This is a genomic window from Streptomyces sp. NBC_00597 (genome assembly GCF_041431095.1).
GTDB lineage: Bacteria > Actinomycetota > Actinomycetes > Streptomycetales > Streptomycetaceae > Streptomyces.
Genome location: NZ_CP107757.1, coordinates 5,975,456 through 5,996,124 on the forward strand (window position 1 = coordinate 5,975,456; position 20,669 = coordinate 5,996,124).

A 20,669-nucleotide genomic window follows, 5' to 3' on the forward strand; every position below is an offset into this window, starting at 1 on the left:
CGTCCGCAGGCGGCAGGCCTGGACTGGACGGTCCTGCCCGGGCCCAAGCGCGGCCCGCTTCAGGCGGCGGAAGGCCGGGAGGGTCGACTATTCTCCGATTCGAGCGGGTCCGCTTTCGGAGCCGTCACGCAGTCGGAGGAGGTGGGTCCTGTCGCTGGGACCGACGAAGGCCACGCGGAGGAGACGACCCCGGAGCGCAATGCGCGCTTCGAGAGGGATGCCCTCGGCTACCTCGACCAGATGTACTCGGCCGCGCTGCGCATGACGCGCAATCCGGCCGACGCCGAGGACCTGGTCCAGGAGACGTATGCGAAGGCATACGCGTCCTTCCACCAATTCCGCGAGGGCACCAATCTCAAGGCGTGGCTGTACCGCATTCTGACCAACACGTTCATCAACTCCTACCGCAAGAAGCAGCGTGAACCGCAGCGCAGCGCCGCGGAGGAGATCGAGGACTGGCAGCTGGCGCGCGCCGAGTCGCACATGTCGACGGGACTTCGCTCCGCCGAGTCGCAGGCGCTGGACCACCTGCCCGACTCGGATGTGAAGGAAGCCCTTCAGGCCATTCCGGAAGAGTTCCGCATCGCGGTCTATCTTGCTGACGTAGAGGGCTTTGCGTACAAGGAGATCGCGGACATCATGGGTACACCCATCGGTACGGTCATGTCGCGACTGCACCGTGGCCGCCGTCAACTCCGCGGAATGCTGGAGGACTACGCCCGTGAGCGCGGGCTGGTCCCCGCGGGCGCGGGAGAGTCGAACGACCTGAAAGGCTCGGGCTCATGAGCTGCGGAGAGCCGCACGAGACGGAGTGCTCCGAGGTCCTGGACCACCTGTACGAGTTCCTGGACCACGAGATGCCGGACAGCGATTGCACGAAGTTCGAGACCCACTTCGGCGAGTGCAATCCCTGCCTGGAGAAGTACGGCCTTGAGCAGGCCGTCAAGAAGCTGGTGAAGCGCTGCTGCGGTTCGGACGACGTGCCGACCGACCTGCGCTCCAAGGTCATGGGGCGGATCGAGCTGATCCGTTCCGGCCAGGCCGTCCCCGATCACGACGTGACCGCGGACCCCGCCACCGGCTGATCGAACAACCGCCCCTGGAAGCCCACTTCGTTCACCCGAAGGTGCTAATCCGGGGGCGCCCGTACGGCGCAATACGAAAATGTGGCCCGCTGTGCAAGGGGCCCCACCTATTCTCCCCAAACGGTGCCGGTGCGATGCCGCGCCGGACGTGCACCGCACAGGGGAGGAGAGCGCCATGCGGGTACTTCCGCCGGCGGCGCGCGGATACGTCCTGTGCGCCGTCCTCGCGGCTTCGGCCTGCACCGCTCCGGCTTTCGCCGATCCCGGCACCCCCTGGCCGGCCGTCGGGCTGCTCGCCCTCCTCTACCTCGGCTGCGAACTGGTCAAGGCCTGCCCGCTGCCGGGCATCAGGGTCCCCGAGGGCATCGGTTCCTTCTTCCCCGTGGTGCTCGCCGCGGTCTTCCTGCTGCCGCCGGCCGCCGCCGCGCTCGTCGCGCTGCCCGGCGGATTCGCCCAGGCGGTCGTCCAACGGCCCGCCCGGGTCCGGCGGGTGTGGCACGCGGCGCAGCAGGCCGTCGCCGCCTGGGCCGCGGCGTGGACGTTCGGGCTGCTGGGAGGGCCGGTCGCGCTGGGCGGACGCTCCTTCGCGGGGCCTCCCGGCGGGCGGCTCGCGGAGTTCCCGTACGCGATGCTCCCCGCGGCAGCCGCGGCCGCCGCCTTCTGCCTCGTACTGACCGCCCTCGAAGGGGGCGTCCTGGCCACCGCCGAGCGCCGCCCCGCGCGCACGGCATGGCACGGCCTGCTCACCGGCTCCCTGGCCCCGCACTGCGTGCACGGCCTCGCCGGGCTGATGATGGCCGTCATGTGGCGCAGCCCGTACGGGCTCCCGGCCGCGCTGCTCGTCCTGCTGCCGATGTACGTCTCCTGCTGGATCTTCGCCCAGTACCACCGCGAGCGCGCAGCCCACCAGGCCACGATCCGGGCGCTCGTCCAGGCCGTCGACCTCAAGGACCGCTACACGCGCGGCCACGGCGAACGCGTCGGCCAGGCCTCCGCGATGATCGCCCGCGAGCTTGGCATGCCCGAGGACCGGCTCGAAGTCGTCCGCATCGCCGGGATCCTGCACGACGTCGGCAAGATCGGCGTCCCGACCCGGCTGCTGCGCAAGGACGGCCCGCTGACCCCCGAGGAGCGCCGGATCATCGAGCTCCACCCCGAGTACGGGCACGAGATCGTGCGCGGCATCGGCTGCCTGGGCGAGGCCCGGTCCGCGATCCTGCACCACCACGAGCGGGTCGACGGCTCCGGTTATCCGTACGGGCTGGCCGGGGAGCAGATCCCGGTGCCGGCCCGGGTGGTGGCGGTGGCCGACGCCTTCGACGCGATGACCTCGACCCGCTCGTACAGCCGGGCCCGGCCGGTGCCGGTGGCCCTGGCCGAGCTGGAACGCTGTGCCGGGGCGCACTTCGATCCGGTGATGGTCCGCGCCCTGGTCACCTCCATCGGGCGGCACGGCTGGCATCCGGTGGTCACCGCCGACGACGACGTCCAGGTGATCCCGGCCGGTTCCGCTCCCCCCTCCGTTTCGGGTTCCGCTTCCGCTTCCGCTTCCGCGTCGGGAGCCGTCGCGGACGCCGGTGGCCCCGGGCTGGCCGGGCTCCCGGCCCAGGGCGCCCGCCTCGTCGTACGGACCGCGGAACCGCGGGCCGCGCAGGAGCCCGACGGCGGGGACGGACCGTGAGGGGCCCGGTCGTCGCGGCGGTGCGCGGGGCCGCCGGGGCGCTCACCCTGGCCGGTCTCGGACACACCCTCTGGTACGGACTCGTCGAACCCGGCACCGCCCTGGCCTTCGGCACCCTGATCGCCTGCGGTGAGCTCGCCCGCCGCGACACCGGCGACGCCCGTGACGCCCGTGACACCGGCGTCCTCCGGGCCGCCCAGGACGGGGGCGGGGACCGCCAGCCCGCACCGCTGGGCTCCGCCGGCGCCCTCGCGTACGCCCTGCTCGGCCCGAGCGGCGCCCAGCCCACCCACCACGGCGTGCTCCAGATCGTCGCGGTCGTCGTCGCCGCGGCCCTCGCCGGGATCGTCCCGCACGTCGCCCGGGGCCGCGCACCCACCGCCGACCACCTGGCCCGCCGGGTCCTGACCGTCTCCTTCGCCGCCGTCTGCTTCCAGCCGCTCTACAACTCCGGCCGGCTGGAACACGGGATCGGGCAGGGCCCGTACCTCGTCCTCTTCCTGCTGTTCCTGCTCGGCCTGACCGCCCTGTGCGACGCCGTCCTCGCCGCCGTGCTGGCCCGCGCCCGCACGGGCTGGCCGTACGGGCCGCTGCTGCGCGACGAGCTGCGCGCCCAGCTCGGCATCGGCTCGGCGATCTGCGCCACCGGGCTCGTCATGGCCCTCGGCGTGGCCGTCGCCGGCCTGTGGGCCCTGCCCGTCTTCTGCGTTCCCCTGCTGCTCACCCAGATGTCCTTCCACCGGATCAGCGCGATCCGCACCACCTACCGCCAGACCATCACCTCCCTGGCCCGGGCCACCGAGATCGCCGGCTGTACCCGCCCGGGGCACTCCCGCCGGGTCGCCGCGCTCAGCTGCGCCGTCGGCCGGGAGCTCGGCCTGTCGGAGCGGGAGCTCACGGTGCTGGAATACGCCGCCCTCATGCACGACATCGGTCAGCTGTCCCTCGTCGACCCGGTCCGGGCCGGGGCCACCGCCGGACTGCCCGCCGCCGAGGCCCGCCGGATCGCTGAGCTGGGCGGTGAGGTGGCCCGCCAGACCGGGGTGCCCGCCGAGGTGGCCGTGGTGGTGGAGCGGCAGGCGGACCCGTACCGTGACCAGCCCGTCGCGGCGCGCATCGTGCGGGCGGTCAACGCGTACGACGACCTGCTCGGCGGGAGCCGTCACCCGGGCGGCCCACTGGCGGCCCTGGAGCAGCTGCGGCTGGGCACCGGGCGCGACTACCAGCCGGAGGTCGTGGAGTGTCTTGCAAGGGTTCTGGCCAGGGGCGGACGTGACAGAGTTGTTCCCGTCCCGCCGGGGTAACCCATGGGTAATGAGCGGCCGTCCGAGTGGGCATGGTTGGATGCAAGTAGGAGTGTCCGCAAGGCTGCACCGTTGTCCCCCAGCCACTGCTGGGAGGTGCCCCCAGGCAGGCGGGAATTGTGAGGATCTTCGGGAAGGTACGGCATCGACCCTCCGCCTCGTGGCGGCAGGCCACCGACCGCGCGTTCACGCTGATCGGCGACGGGCGGTACGAGGACGCGGGCGCGCTGCTCACCAGAGCCGCCGACCTGGAGCCCTGGCTGTCCGAGTCCTGGTTCAACCTCGCACTGCTGCACAAGTTCCGGCACGACTGGGAGCAGGCGCGGTCCGCCGGACTGCGCGCCGTGGCCCTGCTGGACCGCGAGACCGGCGCCCCTGACTGGTGGAACGTGGGGATCGCCGCGACCGCGCTGCAGGACTGGCCGCTGGCCCGCCGGGCCTGGCAGGCGTACGGGCTGAAGGTGCCCGGCGACCCGCACGGCCCGGGCGCCCACCCCGCGAAAGGCAGCGGCGAACCGGTCGGCATGGAGCTCGGCAGCGCCGCCGTGCGGCTGTCCCCCGAGGGCGAGGCCGAAGTCGTGTGGGGCCGCAGGCTCGATCCGGCCCGCATCGAGGTCCTCTCGATCCCGCTGCCCTCCTCGGGACGCCGCTGGGGCGAGGTCGTCCTGCACGACGGGGTCCCGCACGGCGAGCGGGTCACCGCGGCGGGGCCCTCGTACCCCGTCTTCGACGAGATCGAGCTGTGGGCGCCCTCCCCGGTGCCGACCTGGGTGGTCCTGCTGGAGGCGGCCACCGAGGAGGACCGCGACGCACTGGAGCAGCTGGCCTCGGACGCGGGCTTCGCCGCCGAGGACTGGTCGTCCTCGGTGCGGCTGCTGTGCCGGACCTGCTCGGAGAGCGTGATGCCGAGCGGCGAGGGCGACGGGGAGCACCTGGACCCGCACGACCACAGCGAACCGGGGCACCCCGGACCACTGGGCCACCGCACCAACGGTTCCGGACCCCTGTGGGTGCCTGAGCGGGAGTGCGGCATCGCGGCGCCGGCCGGCCTGGTGCGCGGACTGCTCGACGGCTGGGTCGCGGACAGCCCGGAGACCCGTGAATGGCGGGATCTCGAAGAGGTCTGCTGAGCGGCACCGTAGGCTGTACCGGCACATTGTGAACGGACTTACGGAAGGCGTACGGCGGACATGGCGCAGCAGGAGAACGAGGTCGTCGAGGTCGTCAACGACGGGTACGTCGTGGACACCGAGGACTGTGAGGCGCGCGAGGTCGCCCACCGCGAGCGCGGCACCGCCCGCCCGATCACGGTGGTCGGCAACCCCGTACTGCACCGGGAGTGCAAGGACGTCACCGAGTTCGGTGACGAACTGGCGCGGCTGATCGACGACATGTTCGCCAGCCAGAAGGCGGCCGAGGGCGTGGGCCTGGCCGCGAACCAGATCGGCGTGGACGCCAAGGTCTTCGTCTACGACTGCCCGGACGACGACGGCATGCGGCACACCGGTTTCGTGGTCAACCCGAAGCTGGTGGAGCTGCCGGCCGCCTCCCGCGTGCTCGACGACTCCAACGAGGGCTGCCTGTCGGTCCCGACCGCCTACGCCGCGCTGGCCCGCCCGGACTACGCCGAGGTGACCGGCCAGGACGCTCAGGGCAACCCGATCAAGGTCCGCGGTACGGGCTACTTCGCGCGCTGCCTCCAGCACGAGACGGACCACCTGTACGGGTACCTGTACATCGACCGCCTCTCGAAGCGCGACCGCAAGGACGCCCTGCGCCAGATGGAAGAGGGCACCCCGCGCTACGAGACCGTCCCGAACGCGTAGCACCGCCCGCTGCGGCAGGGGAGTCGGCCCGGTGGCCCCGGGTCGACACCACTGCCGGGCGGCGGCAGCACGGACGTGACGCGCGCGGTGAACGCCTAGGAGGCCTGCGCGAGCGCGGGATCGACCGGCGTCTGCGCGCGGCCCAGCAGCACCCGCAGATCGTCCGGCAGGGGCATCGGCGTCAAGAGGCCCGCCGCCGTACGCCCGGTGTTGCCGTACGGCACGCGCCCGGTCACCGACCCGGCGCCGGCCACCAGGATCCGCACCACCTGCCCCACCGTCTCCGCCCGGTCCCGGCAGCGCACCGCCAGCCGGAACATGTGCCAGTGGGCGCGGGTGTGGGGCCAGGCCCAGGCCTGGGAGATGATGTGCGCCCGCTCCAGCGCGGTCCACATGGCCCGGGTGTCGGGCGCGGCCTCGCGGGCGCGGCGCAGCTCGTCCTCAAAGGCCTTGCGCACGGCGGCCGGCATGGACTTGCCGGTGCAGGCGGCCACGCATTTGCTCATTGCGTTTCTCATGCGCCCACAGTGCGGCCACGGGGCCCTGCGGGGCTTGAACGAACCTGCTACATCCATTGGACGGTGCGGGTGAAGCCCGACGGCGTGATCCCGAACATCCGCCGCCACACCCGGCTGAGATGCGCCCCGTCGGCGAAGCCCGCGCCGTGCGCCGCGTCCGTCAGGGAGTGCCCCAGGGAGGCCAGTTCGGCGGCCCGCATCAGCCGCAGCCACAGCACGTACGGGCGGAACGGCAGCCCGAGTTCCGCCCGGAACAGGTGCGCGAGGCGGCTCTCCGACAGGCACGCCACCTCGGCCGCCCGAGCCAGCCGTACCGATTCCCGGCCGGGCAGCCACTCCAGTACCCGTGCCAGCCCCGGGTGCTCCGCCGCGTCCGGCTGCGGCCCTCCGGGTAGTACGGCGTCCAGTGCGCACGCCGCCTCGAAGGCGTCGGCGGGCAGCCCCGCGGCCGGTACGAGGTCCCCCGCGTCCCCCGCCAGCGCCGAGAGCCGGCGCCCCGCCGAGGAGAGCGGGTCGTAGTGCAGCACCACCCCGTGCGGCGCCCCGCGCAGCACCGCGTGGCGCACCCCGGCCGGGACCACGTACGCCCGGCACCCGACGGGCTCCCCGTCCGGCCCGGCCATCAACAGCTCGTCCCCGTCCAGCGCGGCGATGACCTGGACGGAGTGATGGGCGTGCACACCGGCGGACCCGACGGCGCCCCCGTACAGCAGGCCCCCCGGCCGCAGCCGGGCCCGCCCCGCCCACCCGTCGGCGGTCATGCGGCCGGCCCGGGACACGACGAAGCGCCCCCGCCCGAGAACCCGGTGGACCGGGTGTCGCTCCCCATGGGCGGGGACGCTATCAAGCCGTACCGGCGGTGGCCGGACGGGACTTAGAAGTCCTCGTCCAGGTCGACCGTGCCCTCGACCGCGACCTGGTAGGCCGACGGACGGCGCTCGAAGAAGTTCGTCAGCTCCTGGACGCCCTGGAGCTCCATGAACGAGAACGGGTTCTGCGAGCCGTACACCGGCGGGAAGCCGAGACGGACCAGGCGCTGGTCCGCGACGCACTCCAGGTACTCGCGCATCGACTCGGTGTTCATGCCCGGCAGGCCGTCACCGCACAGGTCGCGGCCGAACTGCAGCTCGGCTTCCACGGCCTCCTTCAGCATGTCGGTGACCTGCTGCTGGAGCTGCTCGTCGAAGAGCTCCGGCTCCTCCTTGCGGACCGTGTCCACGACCTCGAACGCGAAGTTCATGTGCATGGTCTCGTCACGGAACACCCAGTTGGTGCCGGTGGCCAGGCCGTGCAGCAGGCCGCGCGAGCGGAACCAGTACACGTACGCGAAGGCGCCGTAGAAGAACAGGCCCTCGATGCACGCCGCGAAGCAGATCAGGTTCAGCAGGAAGCGGCGGCGGTCGGCCTGGGTCTCCAGCCGGTCGATCTTCTCGACCGAATCCATCCACCTGAAGCAGAACTGCGCCTTCTCGCGGATCGACGGGATCTCCTCGACGGCGTCGAAGGCGGCCGCGCGGTCGTCCGGGTCGGGCAGGTAGGTGTCGAGCAGCGTCAGGTAGAACTGGACGTGCACGGCCTCCTCGAACAGCTGGCGCGACAGGTACAGGCGCGCCTCCGGGGAGTTGATGTGCTTGTAGAGCGTCAGCACCAGGTTGTTCGAGACGATCGAGTCGCCCGTCGCGAAGAACGCGACCAGACGGCCGATCATGTGCTGCTCGGCCGGCGTCAGCTTCGCGAGGTCCGCGACGTCCGAGTGGAGGTCGACCTCCTCGACGGTCCAGGTGTTCTTGATCGCGTCCCGGTAGCGCTCGTAGAAGTCCGGGTAGCGCATGGGACGCAGCGTCAGCTCGAAGCCCGGGTCGAGCAGGTTCTTCTTGTCGGTGGAGCTCATTACTGGCAGGCCTCGCAGGACTCGGGGTTCTCAAGGGAGCAGGCGAGCGCTTCCGCGGCCGCGGCTTCGGCGGCGGCGTCGGCCAGCGGCAGCGCTGCGGGGGCGGCCGCCTGCGCGGCACGGGCGATCTTCGTCGCCGGGCGCGAACGCAAGTAGTACGTGGTCTTCAGACCCTGCTTCCAGGCGTACGCGTACATCGAGGACAGCTTCCCGATGGTCGGCGTCTCCAGGAACAGGTTCAGCGACTGCGACTGGTCGAGGAACGGCGTACGGGCCGCCGCCATGTCGATCAGACCGCGCTGCGGGATCTCCCACGCCGTGCGGTACAGCTCGCGCACCTCGGCCGGGATCCAGCCGAAGCCCTGGACCGAACCGCTGGAGTCGCGCAGGGCCTCACGGGTCTGGGCGTCCCACACGCCGAGCTTCTTCAGCTCCTCCACCAGGTAGCCGTTGACCTGGAGGAACTCACCCGACAGCGTCTCGCGCTTGAAGAGGTTGGAGACCTGCGGCTCGATGCACTCGTACACGCCGGCGATCGAGGCGATCGTCGCCGTCGGGGCAATGGCGAGGAGCAGCGAGTTGCGCATGCCGGACTTCGCGACGCGGGCGCGCAGGGCGTCCCAGCGCTCCGGCCAGTTCAGCTCGGTCTCGTAGTGGTCCGGGTGCAGGACACCGCGGGCGGTGCGGGTCTGCTCCCAGGCGGGGAGCGGGCCGCTCCGCTCGGCGAGGTCGCAGGAGGCCTCGTACGCGGCCAGCATGATCCGCTCGGAGAGCTTGGTGGACAGCGCCCGCGCCTCGGCGGAGTCGAACGGCAGCTTCAGCTTGAAGAAGACGTCCTGGAGGCCCATCGCGCCCAGACCCACCGGACGCCAGCGGGCGTTGGAGCGCCCGGCCTGCTCGGTCGGGTAGAAGTTGATGTCGACCACGCGGTCGAGGAAGGTCACGGCGGTGCGGACGGTCTCGTCCAGCCGCTCCCAGTCGATCTCCCCGTCCACGACGAAGGCGCCGAGGTTGACCGAGCCGAGGTTGCAGACGGCGGTCTCGCCGTCGTTGGTGACCTCGATGATCTCGGTGCACAGGTTCGAGGAGTGGACGACGGTGCCCGGCTCGGCGGTCTGGTTGGCCGTGCGGTTGGAGGCGTCCTTGAAGGTCATCCAGCCCTGGCCGGTCTGCGCGAGGGTGCGCATCATCCGGCCGTACAGGTCACGCGCGGGCATGGTCTTGCGGGCCAGGCCGTCCGCCTCGGCCTTGCGGTAGGCGGCGTCGAACTCGTCGCCCCACAGGTCGACCAGCTCGGGCACGTCGGCCGGGGAGAACAGCGACCAGTCGGCGTCCGCGTTCACGCGGCGCATGAACTCGTCCGGCACCCAGTGCGCCAGGTTCAGGTTGTGGGTACGGCGCTGGTCCTCGCCGGTGTTGTCGCGGAGCTCCAGGAACTCCTCGATGTCCGCGTGCCAGGTCTCCAGGTAGACGGCGGCGGCACCCTTGCGGCGGCCGCCCTGGTTCACGGCCGCGACGGAGGCGTCGAGGGTCTTCAGGAACGGCACGATGCCGTTGGAGTGGCCGTTCGTACCGCGGATCAGCGAACCGCGGGCGCGGATGCGCGAGTACGAGAGACCGATGCCGCCGGCGTGCTTCGACAGACGCGCGACCTGGTGGTAGCGGTCGTAGATCGAGTCGAGCTCGTCCAGCGGGGAGTCCAGCAGGTAGCAGGAGGACATCTGCGGGTGCCGGGTGCCGGAGTTGAACAGCGTCGGGGAGGACGGCAGGTAGTCGAGGCGGCTCATCAGCCGGTACAGCGAGGCCACTTCCTCGACGGCCTGGACGCTGTCGTTCTCGGCGAGGCCGCAGGCCACGCGCAGCATGAAGTGCTGCGGGGTCTCGATGACCTGGCGGGTGATCGGGTGGCGCAGCAGGTAGCGGCTGTGCAGGGTGCGCAGGCCGAAGAAGCCGAAGCGGTCGTCGGCGCCCTCGGCGAGCGTGTGCTCGACCAGCGCGTCCAGGCGGCTCGCGTGCAGCGCCACGAACTCGGCGGTGCGGTCGGCGATCAGGCCCTCGCGGTGACCGACCGCGACGGAGGCGGAGAAGGAGGTGGCCCCCTGGCCGGTGGCTTCCTCGGCGACGGCCATCGTCAACAGCCGGGCGGCGAGCCGGGAGTACGCCGGGTCCTCGGAGATCAGACCGGCGGCGGCCTCCGTGGCCAGTCCGCGCAGTTCGGCCTCGTCGGCGGCGGCGCTGCGCCCGCGGAGCGCGGCGGCGGCGACCCGGCCCGGGTCGGTGTCGGGGAGGTCGGCCGTCAGCTCGGTGAGGGTACGCAGCAGTGCGGCCCCAGGTCCCCCGGTCTCGATTCCGGTGTCGGACGGGTCGGACTCGGCGCGCGGTGCGGAAGGCGCGATGGTCACGGGGGGAGCTCTCCCTCGCTCGGCTCCGGGACACCTTTGGTGCGGGCGCGAGCGGGCGCGCGCGGGCATGGCAGGGCAGCACCGCGCGGCGTCCACCGGCCCAACCGCGAGGCCCGGACGTATCGACACCCGGTTCGGTCGAGCCGGGCGCACTGTCGGCAGGTCATCGGACTTGCGGTGACACCAATGGGTGTACTTCATACCGTTGCGGGACAGTTCCGGATTCCCACCGGATTCCCCTGCGACGACAGCGAGGACGAGCATACATGTGGGGGCCGCCTCGTGTGCGACCCCCTAGATGTTGTGTCGGCGTCGCTACAGATCGAGACCGTACGTGAGCAGAGCGAGGCCGGGGACGGGCTCCCAGTCCCGTCCGGGGGTACGGACGAAACCGAGCCGTTCGTAGATCCGGTGGGCCCCGACCATGTCGTCCGTGGTGGACAGCACGAGGCGCCGTACGCCCTCGATCGCGCGGGCGCGGTCGATGCAGGCCCGTACCAACGCCTCCCCGGCGCCCCGCCCGCGACCCTCCCGGGCGACGGCCAGCATCCGGAACTCGGCCTCGCCGGCTCCGGCGATGTCGCACAGCGGGCTCCCGGGCGCGGCGAAGGCCACACCGCCGAGGATCCGCCCGTCGCTCGTCGCGGCGACGAGTATCTCTCCGTCGGCCGCCCGTCCCGCCACGTCCCGCAGCCGCGCGAGGTACGGGTCTTCCTCGCCGAAGGTGAGCAACCCGTCCCCGAGATAGGCCTGCACGGTGATCTCCCCGAGCGTCCCGTACTCCGTCGCCAATGCTTCCCTGATCACGATGTCCATGCGGTCGAGTGTGCCGGACGGCTGTCGGTGCCCGGCGCTATCGTCGGAGACGGCACCGTCGAGAAGGGCGAGCGAGGCACGACCGTGATGACAGACCGGCCCCACATGCTGACTGAGGACTTCGAAGCCGTGGCGCGCATGGCGGCGCGCGAGAGGGAGGGGACACGGCTGGAGTTCATCGACGGGATCATCAGGAGCAAGGCCATGCCGGACGGCGACCACGGGATGATCATCCAGTGGCTCACGCGGATCTGTATGCAGTACCGCCCCGAGCTGTGGCTGCATCCCGGGCAGGGCATCAAGGCCCAGGAGTACCGGGCAGGTCGGGCGATTCCGGATGCGGTGCTCGCACCGGCCAAGGCGTTCGCCGGCCAGGGCGACTGGGTCGACCCCGCCCCGATCCTCATGGCCGTCGAGATGACCTCGTGGGACTCGGACACCCACCGGCGGGACCACGTCGAGAAGCCCCGCGCCTACGCGGAGACGGGCATCCCCGTCTACCTCCTGATCGACCGGGCCAAGTGCGAGATCTCCGTCTACAGCCAGCCCAACGGCCGACGATACGAGAACACCCGCGTCGTGGCGTACGGCAAGGACGCCGAGCTCCCCGACCCCATCGGCATCACCCTCCAGACCGAGGTCCTCAAGGACTGGGTGCGCTGAGAACGCCCGAGGGCCCCGCCTGCTCGGCGGGGCCCTCGGGTGAGTCAGGGCTCAGCAGCAGCGGAAGCCCTCGCGGGGGTCCGCCTCGCGGGAGTCCGTACGGGCGCGTTCGAAGGCGCGGCGGGTCATGACCCGCGCGTCCGGGTCGTGCGTACGGGCGTGCGCGACGTACCGGTCGTACGCCGCCTCGCCCGAGAACTCCCGTACGAAGTAGCTCACCTTCGTCAGCGCCGCTCGGACGCCGCTCATGCGACGGGCTCCTTCGCGCGGCCGCCGCCCGAGTCCAGGCCGGCGGCGGCGAGCTCGGCGCGCTCCTCGGGCGTCGCGATGAGCCCGGCTGGAGCGACGATCTTCGACTCGGTCCACGGGACCTCGGCCAGGCTGACCGACTCCGGGCTGCGGACGGCCTTGAGGCAGGTCCGCGCGGCGTCCAGCAGCACGATGATGATCAGTGCCGCGAAGAGCGCAGACAGGACGCCGTCGACCGTGGCGTTGGTGACGATGGTGTGCATCTCGCCCGCGTTCTTCGCCGGCGGCAGCACCTTTCCGGCGTCGATGCCGCTCTGGTACTTGTCGCGCTGGGCGAAGAACCCGACCTTCACGTCGTCGGAGAACACCTTCTGGTAGCTCGCGGTGAGCGTGACGGCCACGTCCCAGGCCAGCGGGACGGCGGTCACCCACGCCCACTTGAGTCGCCCGGACTTCACCAGCAGCGTGGTGCAGACGGCCAGGGCCACCGCCGCGAGCAGCTGATTCGCGATCCCGAACAGCGGGAAGAGCTGGTTGATGCCGCCCAACGGGTCCTTGATGCCGACCCACAGGAAGTAGCCCCAGCCGCCGACGACGAGCGCGCTCGCCAGCCACACGCCGGGCTTCCAGCTGATGTCCTTGAAGGGTTTGTACACGTTGCCGAGGGTGTCCTGGAGCATGAACCGGCCGACGCGGGTGCCCGCGTCGAGGGTGGTCAGGATGAACAGAGCCTCGAACATGATCGCGAAGTGGTACCAGAACGCCTTCATGCCGGCGCCGCCGACCACGGACGAGAAGATCTCGGACATTCCGAGTGCGAAGGTCGGCGCGCCACCCGTACGGGACAGCAGGCTGGTCTCCTCCACGTCCTTCGCGGCCTGTGCGAGGAACTCGGGGGAGATGGCGAAGCCGAAGTGGGTGACGGCCTGTGAGGCGGTGTCGACCGTGGTGCCGATGACGCCGGCGGGGGAGTTGACCGCGAAGAACAGGCCGGGCTCGATGATGGTGGCCGCGATGATCGCCATGACGGCGACGAAGGACTCGGTCAGCATGGCGCCGTAGCCGATGACCCGGACCTGGGTCTCCTTCTGGATCATCTTCGGGGTGGTGCCGGAGGACACCAGCGCGTGGAAGCCGGACAGGGCGCCGCAGGCGATGGTGATGAAGACGAACGGGAACATCGACCCGGCGAAGACCGGCCCGTCCCCGCGGGCGGCGAAGTCGGTGACCGCGGGCATCTTCAGGGTCGGCATCGCCAGCACCACGCCCACCGCCATGAGCGCGATGGTGCCCACCTTCATGAAGGTGGAGAGGTAGTCGCGGGGCGCGAGGAGCATCCACACCGGCAGCACCGAGGCGATGAAGCCGTACGCGACCATCCACAGGACGAGCGTCTCCTTCTCCAGGGTGAAGGTGCTCGCCAGCGAGGAGTCGGCGACCCAGCCGCCCGCGACGATGGCGAGCAGCAGCAGCGCGACGCCGATGACGGAGATCTCGGTGACCCGGCCCGGCCGCAGCACGCGCAGGTAGAAGCCCATGAAGAGCGCGATGGGGATGGTCATGCCGATGGAGAAGACGCCCCAGGGGGAGTGCGCCAGCGCGTTGACGATGACCAGGGCGAGCACAGCCAGCAGGATGATCATGATGGCGAACACGGCGACCAGGGCGGCGGCTCCGCCGACGGGGCCGATCTCGTCCCGGGCCATCTGGCCGAGGGAGCGCCCGTCGCGGCGGGTGGAGAAGAAGAGGGTGACCATGTCCTGGACGGCGCCCGCGAAGATGACGCCGGCGACGATCCAGATGGTGCCCGGCAGGTAGCCCATCTGCGCGGCGAGGACGGGGCCGACCAGGGGGCCGGCTCCGGCGACGGCGGCGAAGTGGTGGCCGAACAGCACCCGGCGGTCGGTGGGGTGGAAGTCGACGCCGTTGTCGAGGCGTTCGGCCGGGGTGGCCCGCGTCTTGTCGACCTTCAGGACGCGGTCGGTGATGAAGCGCGCGTAGAAGCGGTAGCCGATGGCGTACGAGCCCAGCGCGGCGGCGAGCAGCCAGGCCGCGGAGATCTCCTCGCCGCGGGAGAGGGCGAGGATGCCCCAGCCGAGGGCCCCGACGAGGCCGACGAGGACCCAGACGGCGATCGACTTGGGAGTCATGCCCCCGGAGCCCTCTGGTGCGGAGGGCGAGTCCGCCGTGCCCGGACTCGCCGCGTTCCGTTCTGTACCTGTTGCTTCCGGTTCCGGCATGATCCTCGTCCCCTCGTTGATCATCTGCGTAAGCGCAGGGAATCTACGGGGGCCCGCCCGGTGAACGTAAGCCCCCGTCCGCATAGCGGAACGAGAGTCAACTACGAATCACACGGCGGGGCGCTGGAGTCGGGCGACGAACTTGTAACGATCGCCGCGGTACACCGACCGTACCCACTCGACGGGTTCGCCGTCGGCGTCCAGCGAGTGTCGGGAGAGCATCAGCATCGGCAGGCCGACGTCGGTGCCCAGCAGGCCCGCCTCGCGCGGGGTGGCGAGGGAGGTCTCGATGGTCTCCTCGGCTTCCGCGAGCCGTACGTCGTACACCTCGGCGAGGGCGGTGTAGAGGGAGGTGTACTTGGCCAGCGAGCGGCGCAGCGCGGGGAAGCGCTTGGCCGAAAGGTGAGTGGTCTCGATGGCCATGGGCTCACCGCTGGCGAGGCGCAGCCGCTCGATGCGCAGCACCCGGCCGCCCGCGGCGATCTTGAGGAGCCCGGCGAGGGTGTCGTCGGCCGTCACGTAGCCGATGTCGAGGAGTTGGGAGGTGGGCTCCAGCCCCTGGGCCCGCATGTCCTCCGTGTACGAGGACAGTTGGAGCGGCTGTGAGACCTTCGGTTTCGCGACGAAGGTGCCCTTGCCCTGGATGCGCTCCAGTCGACCCTCGACGACGAGCTCCTGGAGCGCCTGGCGCACGGTGGTCCGCGAGGTGTCGAATTCGGCCGCGAGCGTGCGCTCCGGCGGCACCGGTGTGCCGGGGGGCAGTGTTTCCGTCATGTCGAGCAAGTGCCGCTTGAGTCGGTAGTACTTGGGCACACGCGCCGTGCGAGTGGCCGCCCCGCCTTCCGGCTCCGTGGTCGCCCCTTCGGTGGACATCGCCGCCCGCCTTCCCGACTCCAGTTTCGCTGCCGTCACCGGCTCCTCCGATATGTGCGGTCACATCGTGACACGGGTGGGAGGACAGGCCTCCTCCCTCCCCCAGGTGTCGGTCCGGTAACGGACCGATCACCCGCTCATTAGACCCTTGACACCCCTAAAGGTCTAGGCCAAGCTCCGGTTACTGGTCTAAACCAATATGGATCAGATCCCGGCCCCACGGGCAGTACTTGGTGCATGTCACCGCGGCGGGCGAGGGAAGTTGCAGGCAGCATCCCTGAGGAGGGTGGCGTGAAGCGCAAGCTCATCGCGGCGGTCAGTGTCGCGGGCATGATGGTCGGAGTCGCGGCGTGCGGCAACGGCGGCGACGACAAGGGGAAGACCGACGCGGGCGGCGCCAAGGAGATCACCGTCTGGGTGATGGACGGTTCCGCGCCGAAGGCCTGGATCGACGAGGTCAACAAGGAGTTCTCGGCCAAGCACCCCGGTGTCACCGTAAAGGTCGAGGAGCAGCAGTGGAAGGGCATTCAGGAGAAGGTCACCACGGCCCTCTCCGAGAACACCCCGCCGGACGTCCTTGAGCTCGGCAACACCCAGACCGCCGGCTACGCCGTCACCGGCGGCCTCGCCGACCTCACCAAGGACAAGGCCAAGCTCGGCGCCGACGCCTGGCAGAAGAGCATGCTCGCCTCGGCCGAGTACGACGGCAAGCTCTACTCCGCTCCCTGGTACGCGGCCAACCGCGTCGTCGTGTACGACAAGAAGGCCTTCGCCAAGGCCGGTGTCACCCCGCCGACCACCCGCGACGAGTGGATCGCCGGCCTCGACAAGCTGAAGGCCGCGGACCCCTCCACGCAGCCGATCTACCTCCCCGGCCAGAGCTGGTACGTGCTCGCCGGCTTCATCTGGGACGAGGGCGGCGAGCTCGCCGTCAAGGACGGCGACAAGTGGAAGGGCGGCCTCGGCACGCCCCAGGCCGCCTCCGCGATGGACTTCTACAAGAAGCTCCAGGCCTACTCCACCGCTCCGAAGGACAAGGACGAGGCCACCCCGCAGCAGTCCACCGACATCGTCCCCAAGGGCGGCGTCGCCTCCTGGATCGGTCTCGGCTGGGAGGCCGGCGGTGCGGAGAAGGCCCTGAAGGACGCGGGCAAGGAAGCCGACTTCGGCTACTTCCCGATCCCGGGCAAGACCGCCGACAAGCCGGGCACCGTCTTCCTCGGCGGCTCGAACCTCGCCGTCGCCGAGCGCTCCAAGAACAAGGAGCTCGCCAAGGAGTGGCTGGCCCTCGCCGCCGGCAAGGACCAGATGACGAAGTACGCGGCCGAGGTCAAGGGCGCGCTGCTCCCGAACCAGTCCGGCGCGAACTTCGCCCCCGCCGCGGGCTCCTTCGCCGAGGCGATGGGCAAGGGCGGCGTCAACGGCCGCATCACCCCGGTCACCCCGGGCTGGGCGAACGTCGAGACCGAGCCCAACCCGCTCAAGGAGTTCATGACCAAGGTCCTCAAGGGTGAGGACGCCGCCAAGGCGGGCGCGGACGCGGACAAGGAAATCGCGAGCCGCATCAACAAGTAGCACGTAGCACCGGGGGTGCGGACGGCCGCCCACGCGCCCGCCGCACCCCCGGTCGCGCATGACAGACCTGTGCGACGCCCGACCGCAGCCGAGGTAGCCAAGACATGACCGTGCACTCCCAGGGAGCGGCGACCGCTCCACAGGACGCACCACCGAAGTCCGCCGGACGGCAGCAGCCGCCGCCCAAGACCACCGGGAGCACCCCGTCGGCTCCCCGCCGGGGCAGAAAGCCGCTCCCCTCGGGCTGGCTGCCGTACCTCCTGATCGGGCCCGCGGTCCTCAGCCTGGCCACGCTGCTGCTGTACCCGTTGGCCAAGAACGTGATCTTGTCGTTCCAGAAGGTCGACAAGATCGAGTTCATCCAGCGGAAGGCGCCCTTCAACGGGGTCGAGAACTACACCCAGCTGCTGGGCGACTCCCACTTCTGGACCGTCGTCGTCCGCACCTTCGCCTTCACCGCGGCCAACGTCGCACTGATCATGCTGATCGGCAGCCTGCTGGGCATCCTGCTGAACCGCCTCGGCACGTGGATGCGCCTGGTCCTGTCGATGGCCCTGGTGATGGCCTGGGCCATGCCGATCGTCGCGTCCGTCACCGTCTTCCAGTGGCTGTTCGACGAGCAGTTCGGCGTCATGAACTGGGTCATGCGCAGCCTCGGCTTCTCCGGCTACGAGCAGCACAACTGGTTCGAATCCGGGTTCTCCACCCTGGTGATCGTCACCGTCCTGGTGGTCTGGGGCTCCGTCCCCTTCGTCGCCCTCAACATGTACGCCGGCCTGACCACGGTCAGCGGCGAGCTGTACGAGGCCGCGCGGATGGACGGCGCCAACGGCTGGCAGACGTTCTGGCAGGTCGTCTTCCCGAACCTCAAGCCGTTCTTCCTCGTCACCACGTTCCTTGAGGTGATCTGGGTCTTCAAGGCCTTCACCCAGGTCTACGCGATGAACCGCGGCGGCCCCGACCGCGCCTCCGAGACCCTGCCCGTCTTCGCCTTCGTCGAGGGCCAGAGCCAGGGCCACTACGCGCTCGCGGCAGCGATCTCCGTCCTGACGATCGTGATGCTCGTGATCGTCATGTCCTTCTACTTCCGCCTGATCCTGAAGCAGGAGGAGGAGCAGTGAGCACCACCACCGCGCCGAAGCCCGCGCCCGCCGCGCCGAAGCCCGCCCAGCGCCTGCGCACGCGCCGCCCGCTGCGCCCCGCCGCCGTCGTGAAGAACCTGGGCGCCCTCGCCCTCGCCGTGGTCTTCGTCTTCCCCGTCTACTGGATGTTCTCCTCGGCCCTCAAGCCGTCCGGGCAGATCCTCTCCAAGGACCCCGTCTTCGTCTTCACCCCGACGCTCGACAACTTCACGAAGGCCACCGGCGTCGATCTGTTCTGGACGTACGTGGGCAACAGCCTGCTCGTCACCGTCGGCGCCGTCGCCCTGGCCCTGGTCGTGGCCCTCGCCGCGAGCTTCGCCATCGCCCGCATGAAGTTCAAGGGCCGCAAGGGCCTGGTGCTCGGTGTGATGATGGCGCAGATGGCCCCCTGGGAGGTCATGGTCATCGCGATGTACATGATCGCCCGCGACGCCGACATGCTGAACAGCCTCCCGCTGCTGACCGCGATCTACTTCGTGATGGTCCTGCCCTTCACCATCTGGACCCTGCGCGGCTTCATCGCCGCCGTCCCGGTGACGCTGGAGGAGGCCGCCCAGATCGACGGCTGCACCCGCGGCCAGGCCTTCCGCAAGGTGATCTTCCCGCTGCTGGCCCCCGGCCTGATGTCCACCTCGCTCTTCGGATTCATCACCGCCTGGAACGAGTTCGCGATGGTCCTGATCCTCAACAAGGACAAGACCGCGCAGACCCTGCCCCTGTGGCTGACCCAGTTCCAGAGCGCCTTCGGCAACGACTGGGGCGCCACCATGGCCGCGTCCTCGCTGTTCGCGGTCCCGGTCCTGGTGATCTTCGTCTTCCTCCAGCGCAAGGCCGTCGGCGGCATGACCGCCGGCGCCGTGAAGGGATAACGGCCCATGACAGTCCTTGCGCACCGCACCACGGCGTCCGGTTCGGACGACCGGCTCGGCCGGGACGCCCTCGCCGTCCTTCAGCCCGGCTTCGAGGGCACCACCGCCCCCGCCTGGCTGCTCCGCCGGATCGGCGAAGGGCTCACCGCCGTCGGCCTCTTCGGCCGCAACATCGCCTCGCCCGAGCAGCTCGCCGCGCTCACCGCGCAGCTGCGCGCCGAGCGGGACGACGTCCTCGTCGCCATCGACGAGGAGGGCGGCGACGTCACCCGCCTGGAGGTCCGCGGCGGCTCCTCCTTCCCCGGCAACCTGGCCCTCGGCGCCGTCGACGACACCGCGCTCACCCGGGACGTCGCCCGCGAGCTGGGCCGCCGGCTCGCCGAGTGCGGGGTCAACCTCAACTGGGCCCCGTCCGCCGACGTCAACTCCAACCCGGACAACCCCGTCATCGGCGTCCGGTCCTTCGGAGCCGACACCGACCTCGCCGCCCGGCACACCGCCGCCTACGTCGAGGGCCTCCAGGCCGCCGGCGTCGCCGCGTGCACCAAGCACTTCCCGGGCCACGGCGACACCAACGTCGACTCGCACCACGCCCTGCCGCGCATCGACGTGGACCCCGACACCCTCCAGGCCCGCGAGCTGGTCCCGTTCAGGGCCGCCATCGAAGCCGGCAGCAAGGCCGTGATGAGCGCGCACATCCTCGTGCCCGCCCTCGACCCGACCCGCCCGGCCACGCTCAGCCCGCAGATCCTGACCGGCCTCCTGCGCAAGGAGCTCGGCTACGAGGGCCTGATCGTCACCGACGGCATGGAGATGAACGCCATCGCCGGGACGTACGGCATCGAGCGGGGTTCGGTCCTCGCCATCGCGGCCGGCGCCGACGCGATCTGCGTCGGCGGCGGACTCGCCGACGAGGCCACGGTGCTCCGGCTGCAGGCCGCCCTGGTCGCGGCCGTACGGGAGGGCGCGCTCCCGGAGGAGCGGCTCGCCGACGCCGCCGCCCGGGTACGGGCGCTGGCCTCATGGACCCGGCGGGCCCGGGCCGCCGCCGCGCCGGGCGCGCCGGAGGGGGGCGCGCCCGGCATCGGCCTGGCGGCGGCCCGCCGCGCGGTGGTCGTCTCCGGCGCCGCCGCGCCCGTGAGCGCCCCGTACGTCGCCACGCTCGCGCCCGTCGCGAACATCGCGGTCGGGGACGAGACCCCGTGGGGCGTGGCCGCCGAACTGGCCGCGCTGGTGCCGGGGACCGCCTCCGGGGTGTTCCCGGAGGGGGCCACGGCCGCGGACGTCCTGGCCGCGGCGGGCGGGCGCACCGTCGTGGTGGTGGTCCGCGACGCGCACCGGCACCCGTGGATGACGGCGGCCCTGGACGCGCTGGTCGCGGCCCGCCCGGACACCGTCGTCGTCGAGATGGGAGTACCGCGGGCCGAGCCCCGCGGAGCCCTGTACATCGCGACCCACGGCGCCTCGCGGGTCTGCGGCAGGGCGGCGGCGGAGCTGATCGCCGGGGTCTGACCAGCCCCGGAGCTCCCGGTCCG

Annotated in this window: 19 protein-coding genes and 1 riboswitch; of the genes, 11 read left to right on the forward strand and 8 right to left on the reverse strand. The window is 71.1% G+C overall.

Translation table 11 applies throughout. The features are described 5' to 3' along the window. The first annotated feature begins 141 nt into the window (after positions 1-141). The 6 genes from OG974_RS27315 to def all read left to right on the forward strand — a co-directional run bounded on the left by OG974_RS27315 (position 142) and on the right by def (position 5,896). Positions 142-786, forward strand: a complete 645-nt coding sequence (locus OG974_RS27315; RefSeq protein ID WP_008741505.1) for a sigma-70 family RNA polymerase sigma factor — start codon at positions 142-144, stop codon at positions 784-786. After that, the gene (gene rsrA / locus OG974_RS27320; protein WP_053784609.1) at positions 783-1,085 is read left to right on the forward strand and encodes a mycothiol system anti-sigma-R factor; all 303 of its coding nucleotides are present in this window, start codon (positions 783-785) and stop codon (positions 1,083-1,085) included. Before OG974_RS27315 ends, rsrA begins: the two co-directional genes overlap by 4 nt. Positions 1,086-1,260: 175 nt before the next feature. Beyond that, positions 1,261-2,766, forward strand: coding sequence for an HD-GYP domain-containing protein (locus OG974_RS27325; protein WP_327285324.1), 1,506 nt, complete (start codon positions 1,261-1,263; stop codon positions 2,764-2,766). Continuing rightward, positions 2,763-4,070, forward strand: a complete 1,308-nt coding sequence (locus OG974_RS27330) for an HD-GYP domain-containing protein (protein WP_371644737.1) — start codon at positions 2,763-2,765, stop codon at positions 4,068-4,070. The genes OG974_RS27325 and OG974_RS27330 overlap by 4 nt, the downstream gene beginning before the upstream one ends. A gap of 119 nt (positions 4,071-4,189) precedes the next feature. Then, positions 4,190-5,200, forward strand: coding sequence for a hypothetical protein (locus OG974_RS27335; RefSeq protein ID WP_327285326.1), 1,011 nt, complete (start codon positions 4,190-4,192; stop codon positions 5,198-5,200). A 60-nt stretch (positions 5,201-5,260) separates the two neighbouring features. After that, positions 5,261-5,896: a peptide deformylase gene (def, locus tag OG974_RS27340; RefSeq protein ID WP_327285327.1), complete on the forward strand. Its 636-nt coding sequence runs from the start codon at positions 5,261-5,263 to the stop codon at positions 5,894-5,896. A 95-nt stretch (positions 5,897-5,991) separates the two neighbouring features. Here the strand turns inward: def and OG974_RS27345 are convergent, their stop codons facing one another. The 5 genes from OG974_RS27345 to OG974_RS27365 form a co-directional block, all read right to left on the reverse strand. Continuing rightward, a complete protein-coding gene (locus OG974_RS27345) occupies positions 5,992-6,414 on the reverse strand; it encodes a DUF3703 domain-containing protein (protein WP_327285328.1) in 423 nt (140 codons plus the stop codon). A 47-nt stretch (positions 6,415-6,461) separates the two neighbouring features. Then, the gene (locus OG974_RS27350; protein WP_327285329.1) at positions 6,462-7,175 is read right to left on the reverse strand and encodes a helix-turn-helix domain-containing protein; all 714 of its coding nucleotides are present in this window, start codon (positions 7,173-7,175) and stop codon (positions 6,462-6,464) included. A 113-nt stretch (positions 7,176-7,288) separates the two neighbouring features. Then, entirely contained in the window at positions 7,289-8,305 is a 1,017-nt protein-coding gene (locus OG974_RS27355) for a ribonucleotide-diphosphate reductase subunit beta (RefSeq protein ID WP_327285330.1), read from the reverse strand. After that, positions 8,305-10,707 carry a ribonucleoside-diphosphate reductase subunit alpha gene (locus tag OG974_RS27360; protein WP_371644741.1) on the reverse strand — a complete coding sequence of 801 codons (2,403 nt, stop codon included), beginning with the start codon at positions 10,705-10,707 and terminating at the stop codon, positions 8,305-8,307. The genes OG974_RS27355 and OG974_RS27360 overlap by 1 nt, the downstream gene beginning before the upstream one ends. Before the next feature lie 139 nt (positions 10,708-10,846). Beyond that, positions 10,847-10,988: riboswitch (cobalamin riboswitch) on the reverse strand. A gap of 34 nt (positions 10,989-11,022) precedes the next feature. Continuing rightward, positions 11,023-11,523: a GNAT family N-acetyltransferase gene (locus OG974_RS27365; RefSeq protein ID WP_327285331.1), complete on the reverse strand. Its 501-nt coding sequence runs from the start codon at positions 11,521-11,523 to the stop codon at positions 11,023-11,025. A 105-nt stretch (positions 11,524-11,628) separates the two neighbouring features. Here OG974_RS27365 and OG974_RS27370 point away from each other — a divergent pair, with 105 nt between their 5' ends. Next, positions 11,629-12,186: a Uma2 family endonuclease gene (locus tag OG974_RS27370; protein ID WP_327285332.1), complete on the forward strand. Its 558-nt coding sequence runs from the start codon at positions 11,629-11,631 to the stop codon at positions 12,184-12,186. A gap of 51 nt (positions 12,187-12,237) precedes the next feature. Here OG974_RS27370 and OG974_RS27375 read toward each other — a convergent pair whose 3' ends face one another. The 3 genes from OG974_RS27375 to OG974_RS27385 all read right to left on the reverse strand — a co-directional run bounded on the left by OG974_RS27375 (position 12,238) and on the right by OG974_RS27385 (position 15,548). Continuing rightward, complete coding sequence (locus OG974_RS27375) at positions 12,238-12,435, reverse strand: YbdD/YjiX family protein (protein WP_327285333.1); 198 nt, start codon at positions 12,433-12,435, stop codon at positions 12,238-12,240. After that, positions 12,432-14,585, reverse strand: coding sequence for a carbon starvation CstA family protein (locus OG974_RS27380; protein ID WP_327285334.1), 2,154 nt, complete (start codon positions 14,583-14,585; stop codon positions 12,432-12,434). The genes OG974_RS27375 and OG974_RS27380 overlap by 4 nt, the downstream gene beginning before the upstream one ends. Positions 14,586-14,783: 198 nt before the next feature. Beyond that, positions 14,784-15,548: a GntR family transcriptional regulator gene (locus OG974_RS27385; RefSeq protein WP_327285335.1), complete on the reverse strand. Its 765-nt coding sequence runs from the start codon at positions 15,546-15,548 to the stop codon at positions 14,784-14,786. Between the two features lie 291 nt (positions 15,549-15,839). Between OG974_RS27385 and OG974_RS27390 the strand changes: the two genes are divergently transcribed. The 4 genes from OG974_RS27390 to OG974_RS27405 all read left to right on the forward strand — a co-directional run bounded on the left by OG974_RS27390 (position 15,840) and on the right by OG974_RS27405 (position 20,646). Then, on the forward strand, positions 15,840-17,123 hold the full coding sequence (locus OG974_RS27390; RefSeq protein WP_327285336.1) for an extracellular solute-binding protein: 1,284 nt from the start codon (positions 15,840-15,842) through the stop codon (positions 17,121-17,123). Positions 17,124-17,227: 104 nt separating this feature from the next. Continuing rightward, entirely contained in the window at positions 17,228-18,244 is a 1,017-nt protein-coding gene (locus tag OG974_RS27395; RefSeq protein WP_327285337.1) for a sugar ABC transporter permease, read from the forward strand. Positions 18,245-18,297: 53 nt separating this feature from the next. Further along, complete coding sequence (locus OG974_RS27400) at positions 18,298-19,134, forward strand: carbohydrate ABC transporter permease (RefSeq protein WP_328765233.1); 837 nt, start codon at positions 18,298-18,300, stop codon at positions 19,132-19,134. A gap of 6 nt (positions 19,135-19,140) precedes the next feature. Next, on the forward strand, positions 19,141-20,646 hold the full coding sequence (locus OG974_RS27405) for a glycoside hydrolase family 3 protein (protein WP_328763619.1): 1,506 nt from the start codon (positions 19,141-19,143) through the stop codon (positions 20,644-20,646). Positions 20,647-20,669: the final 23 nt, after the last annotated feature.

What these genes read in the sequence shown, in the direction of transcription:
- rsrA (WP_053784609.1), top strand. Translation starts at nt 783, where the DNA reads ATGAGCTGCGGAGAGCCGCACGAGACGGAGTGCTCCGAGGTCCTGGAC.
- OG974_RS27325 (WP_327285324.1), top strand. Translation starts at nt 1,261, where the DNA reads ATGCGGGTACTTCCGCCGGCGGCGCGCGGATACGTCCTGTGCGCCGTC.
- def (WP_327285327.1), top strand. Translation starts at nt 5,261, where the DNA reads ATGGCGCAGCAGGAGAACGAGGTCGTCGAGGTCGTCAACGACGGGTAC.
- OG974_RS27345 (WP_327285328.1), bottom strand. Translation starts at nt 6,414, where the DNA reads ATGAGAAACGCAATGAGCAAATGCGTGGCCGCCTGCACCGGCAAGTCC.
- OG974_RS27350 (WP_327285329.1), bottom strand. Translation starts at nt 7,175, where the DNA reads ATGACCGCCGACGGGTGGGCGGGGCGGGCCCGGCTGCGGCCGGGGGGC.
- OG974_RS27355 (WP_327285330.1), bottom strand. Translation starts at nt 8,305, where the DNA reads ATGAGCTCCACCGACAAGAAGAACCTGCTCGACCCGGGCTTCGAGCTG.
- OG974_RS27365 (WP_327285331.1), bottom strand. Translation starts at nt 11,523, where the DNA reads ATGGACATCGTGATCAGGGAAGCATTGGCGACGGAGTACGGGACGCTC.
- OG974_RS27370 (WP_327285332.1), top strand. Translation starts at nt 11,629, where the DNA reads ATGCTGACTGAGGACTTCGAAGCCGTGGCGCGCATGGCGGCGCGCGAG.
- OG974_RS27375 (WP_327285333.1), bottom strand. Translation starts at nt 12,435, where the DNA reads ATGAGCGGCGTCCGAGCGGCGCTGACGAAGGTGAGCTACTTCGTACGG.
- OG974_RS27380 (WP_327285334.1), bottom strand. Translation starts at nt 14,585, where the DNA reads ATGACTCCCAAGTCGATCGCCGTCTGGGTCCTCGTCGGCCTCGTCGGG.
- OG974_RS27385 (WP_327285335.1), bottom strand. Translation starts at nt 15,548, where the DNA reads ATGTCCACCGAAGGGGCGACCACGGAGCCGGAAGGCGGGGCGGCCACT.
- OG974_RS27395 (WP_327285337.1), top strand. Translation starts at nt 17,228, where the DNA reads ATGACCGTGCACTCCCAGGGAGCGGCGACCGCTCCACAGGACGCACCA.
- OG974_RS27405 (WP_328763619.1), top strand. Translation starts at nt 19,141, where the DNA reads ATGACAGTCCTTGCGCACCGCACCACGGCGTCCGGTTCGGACGACCGG.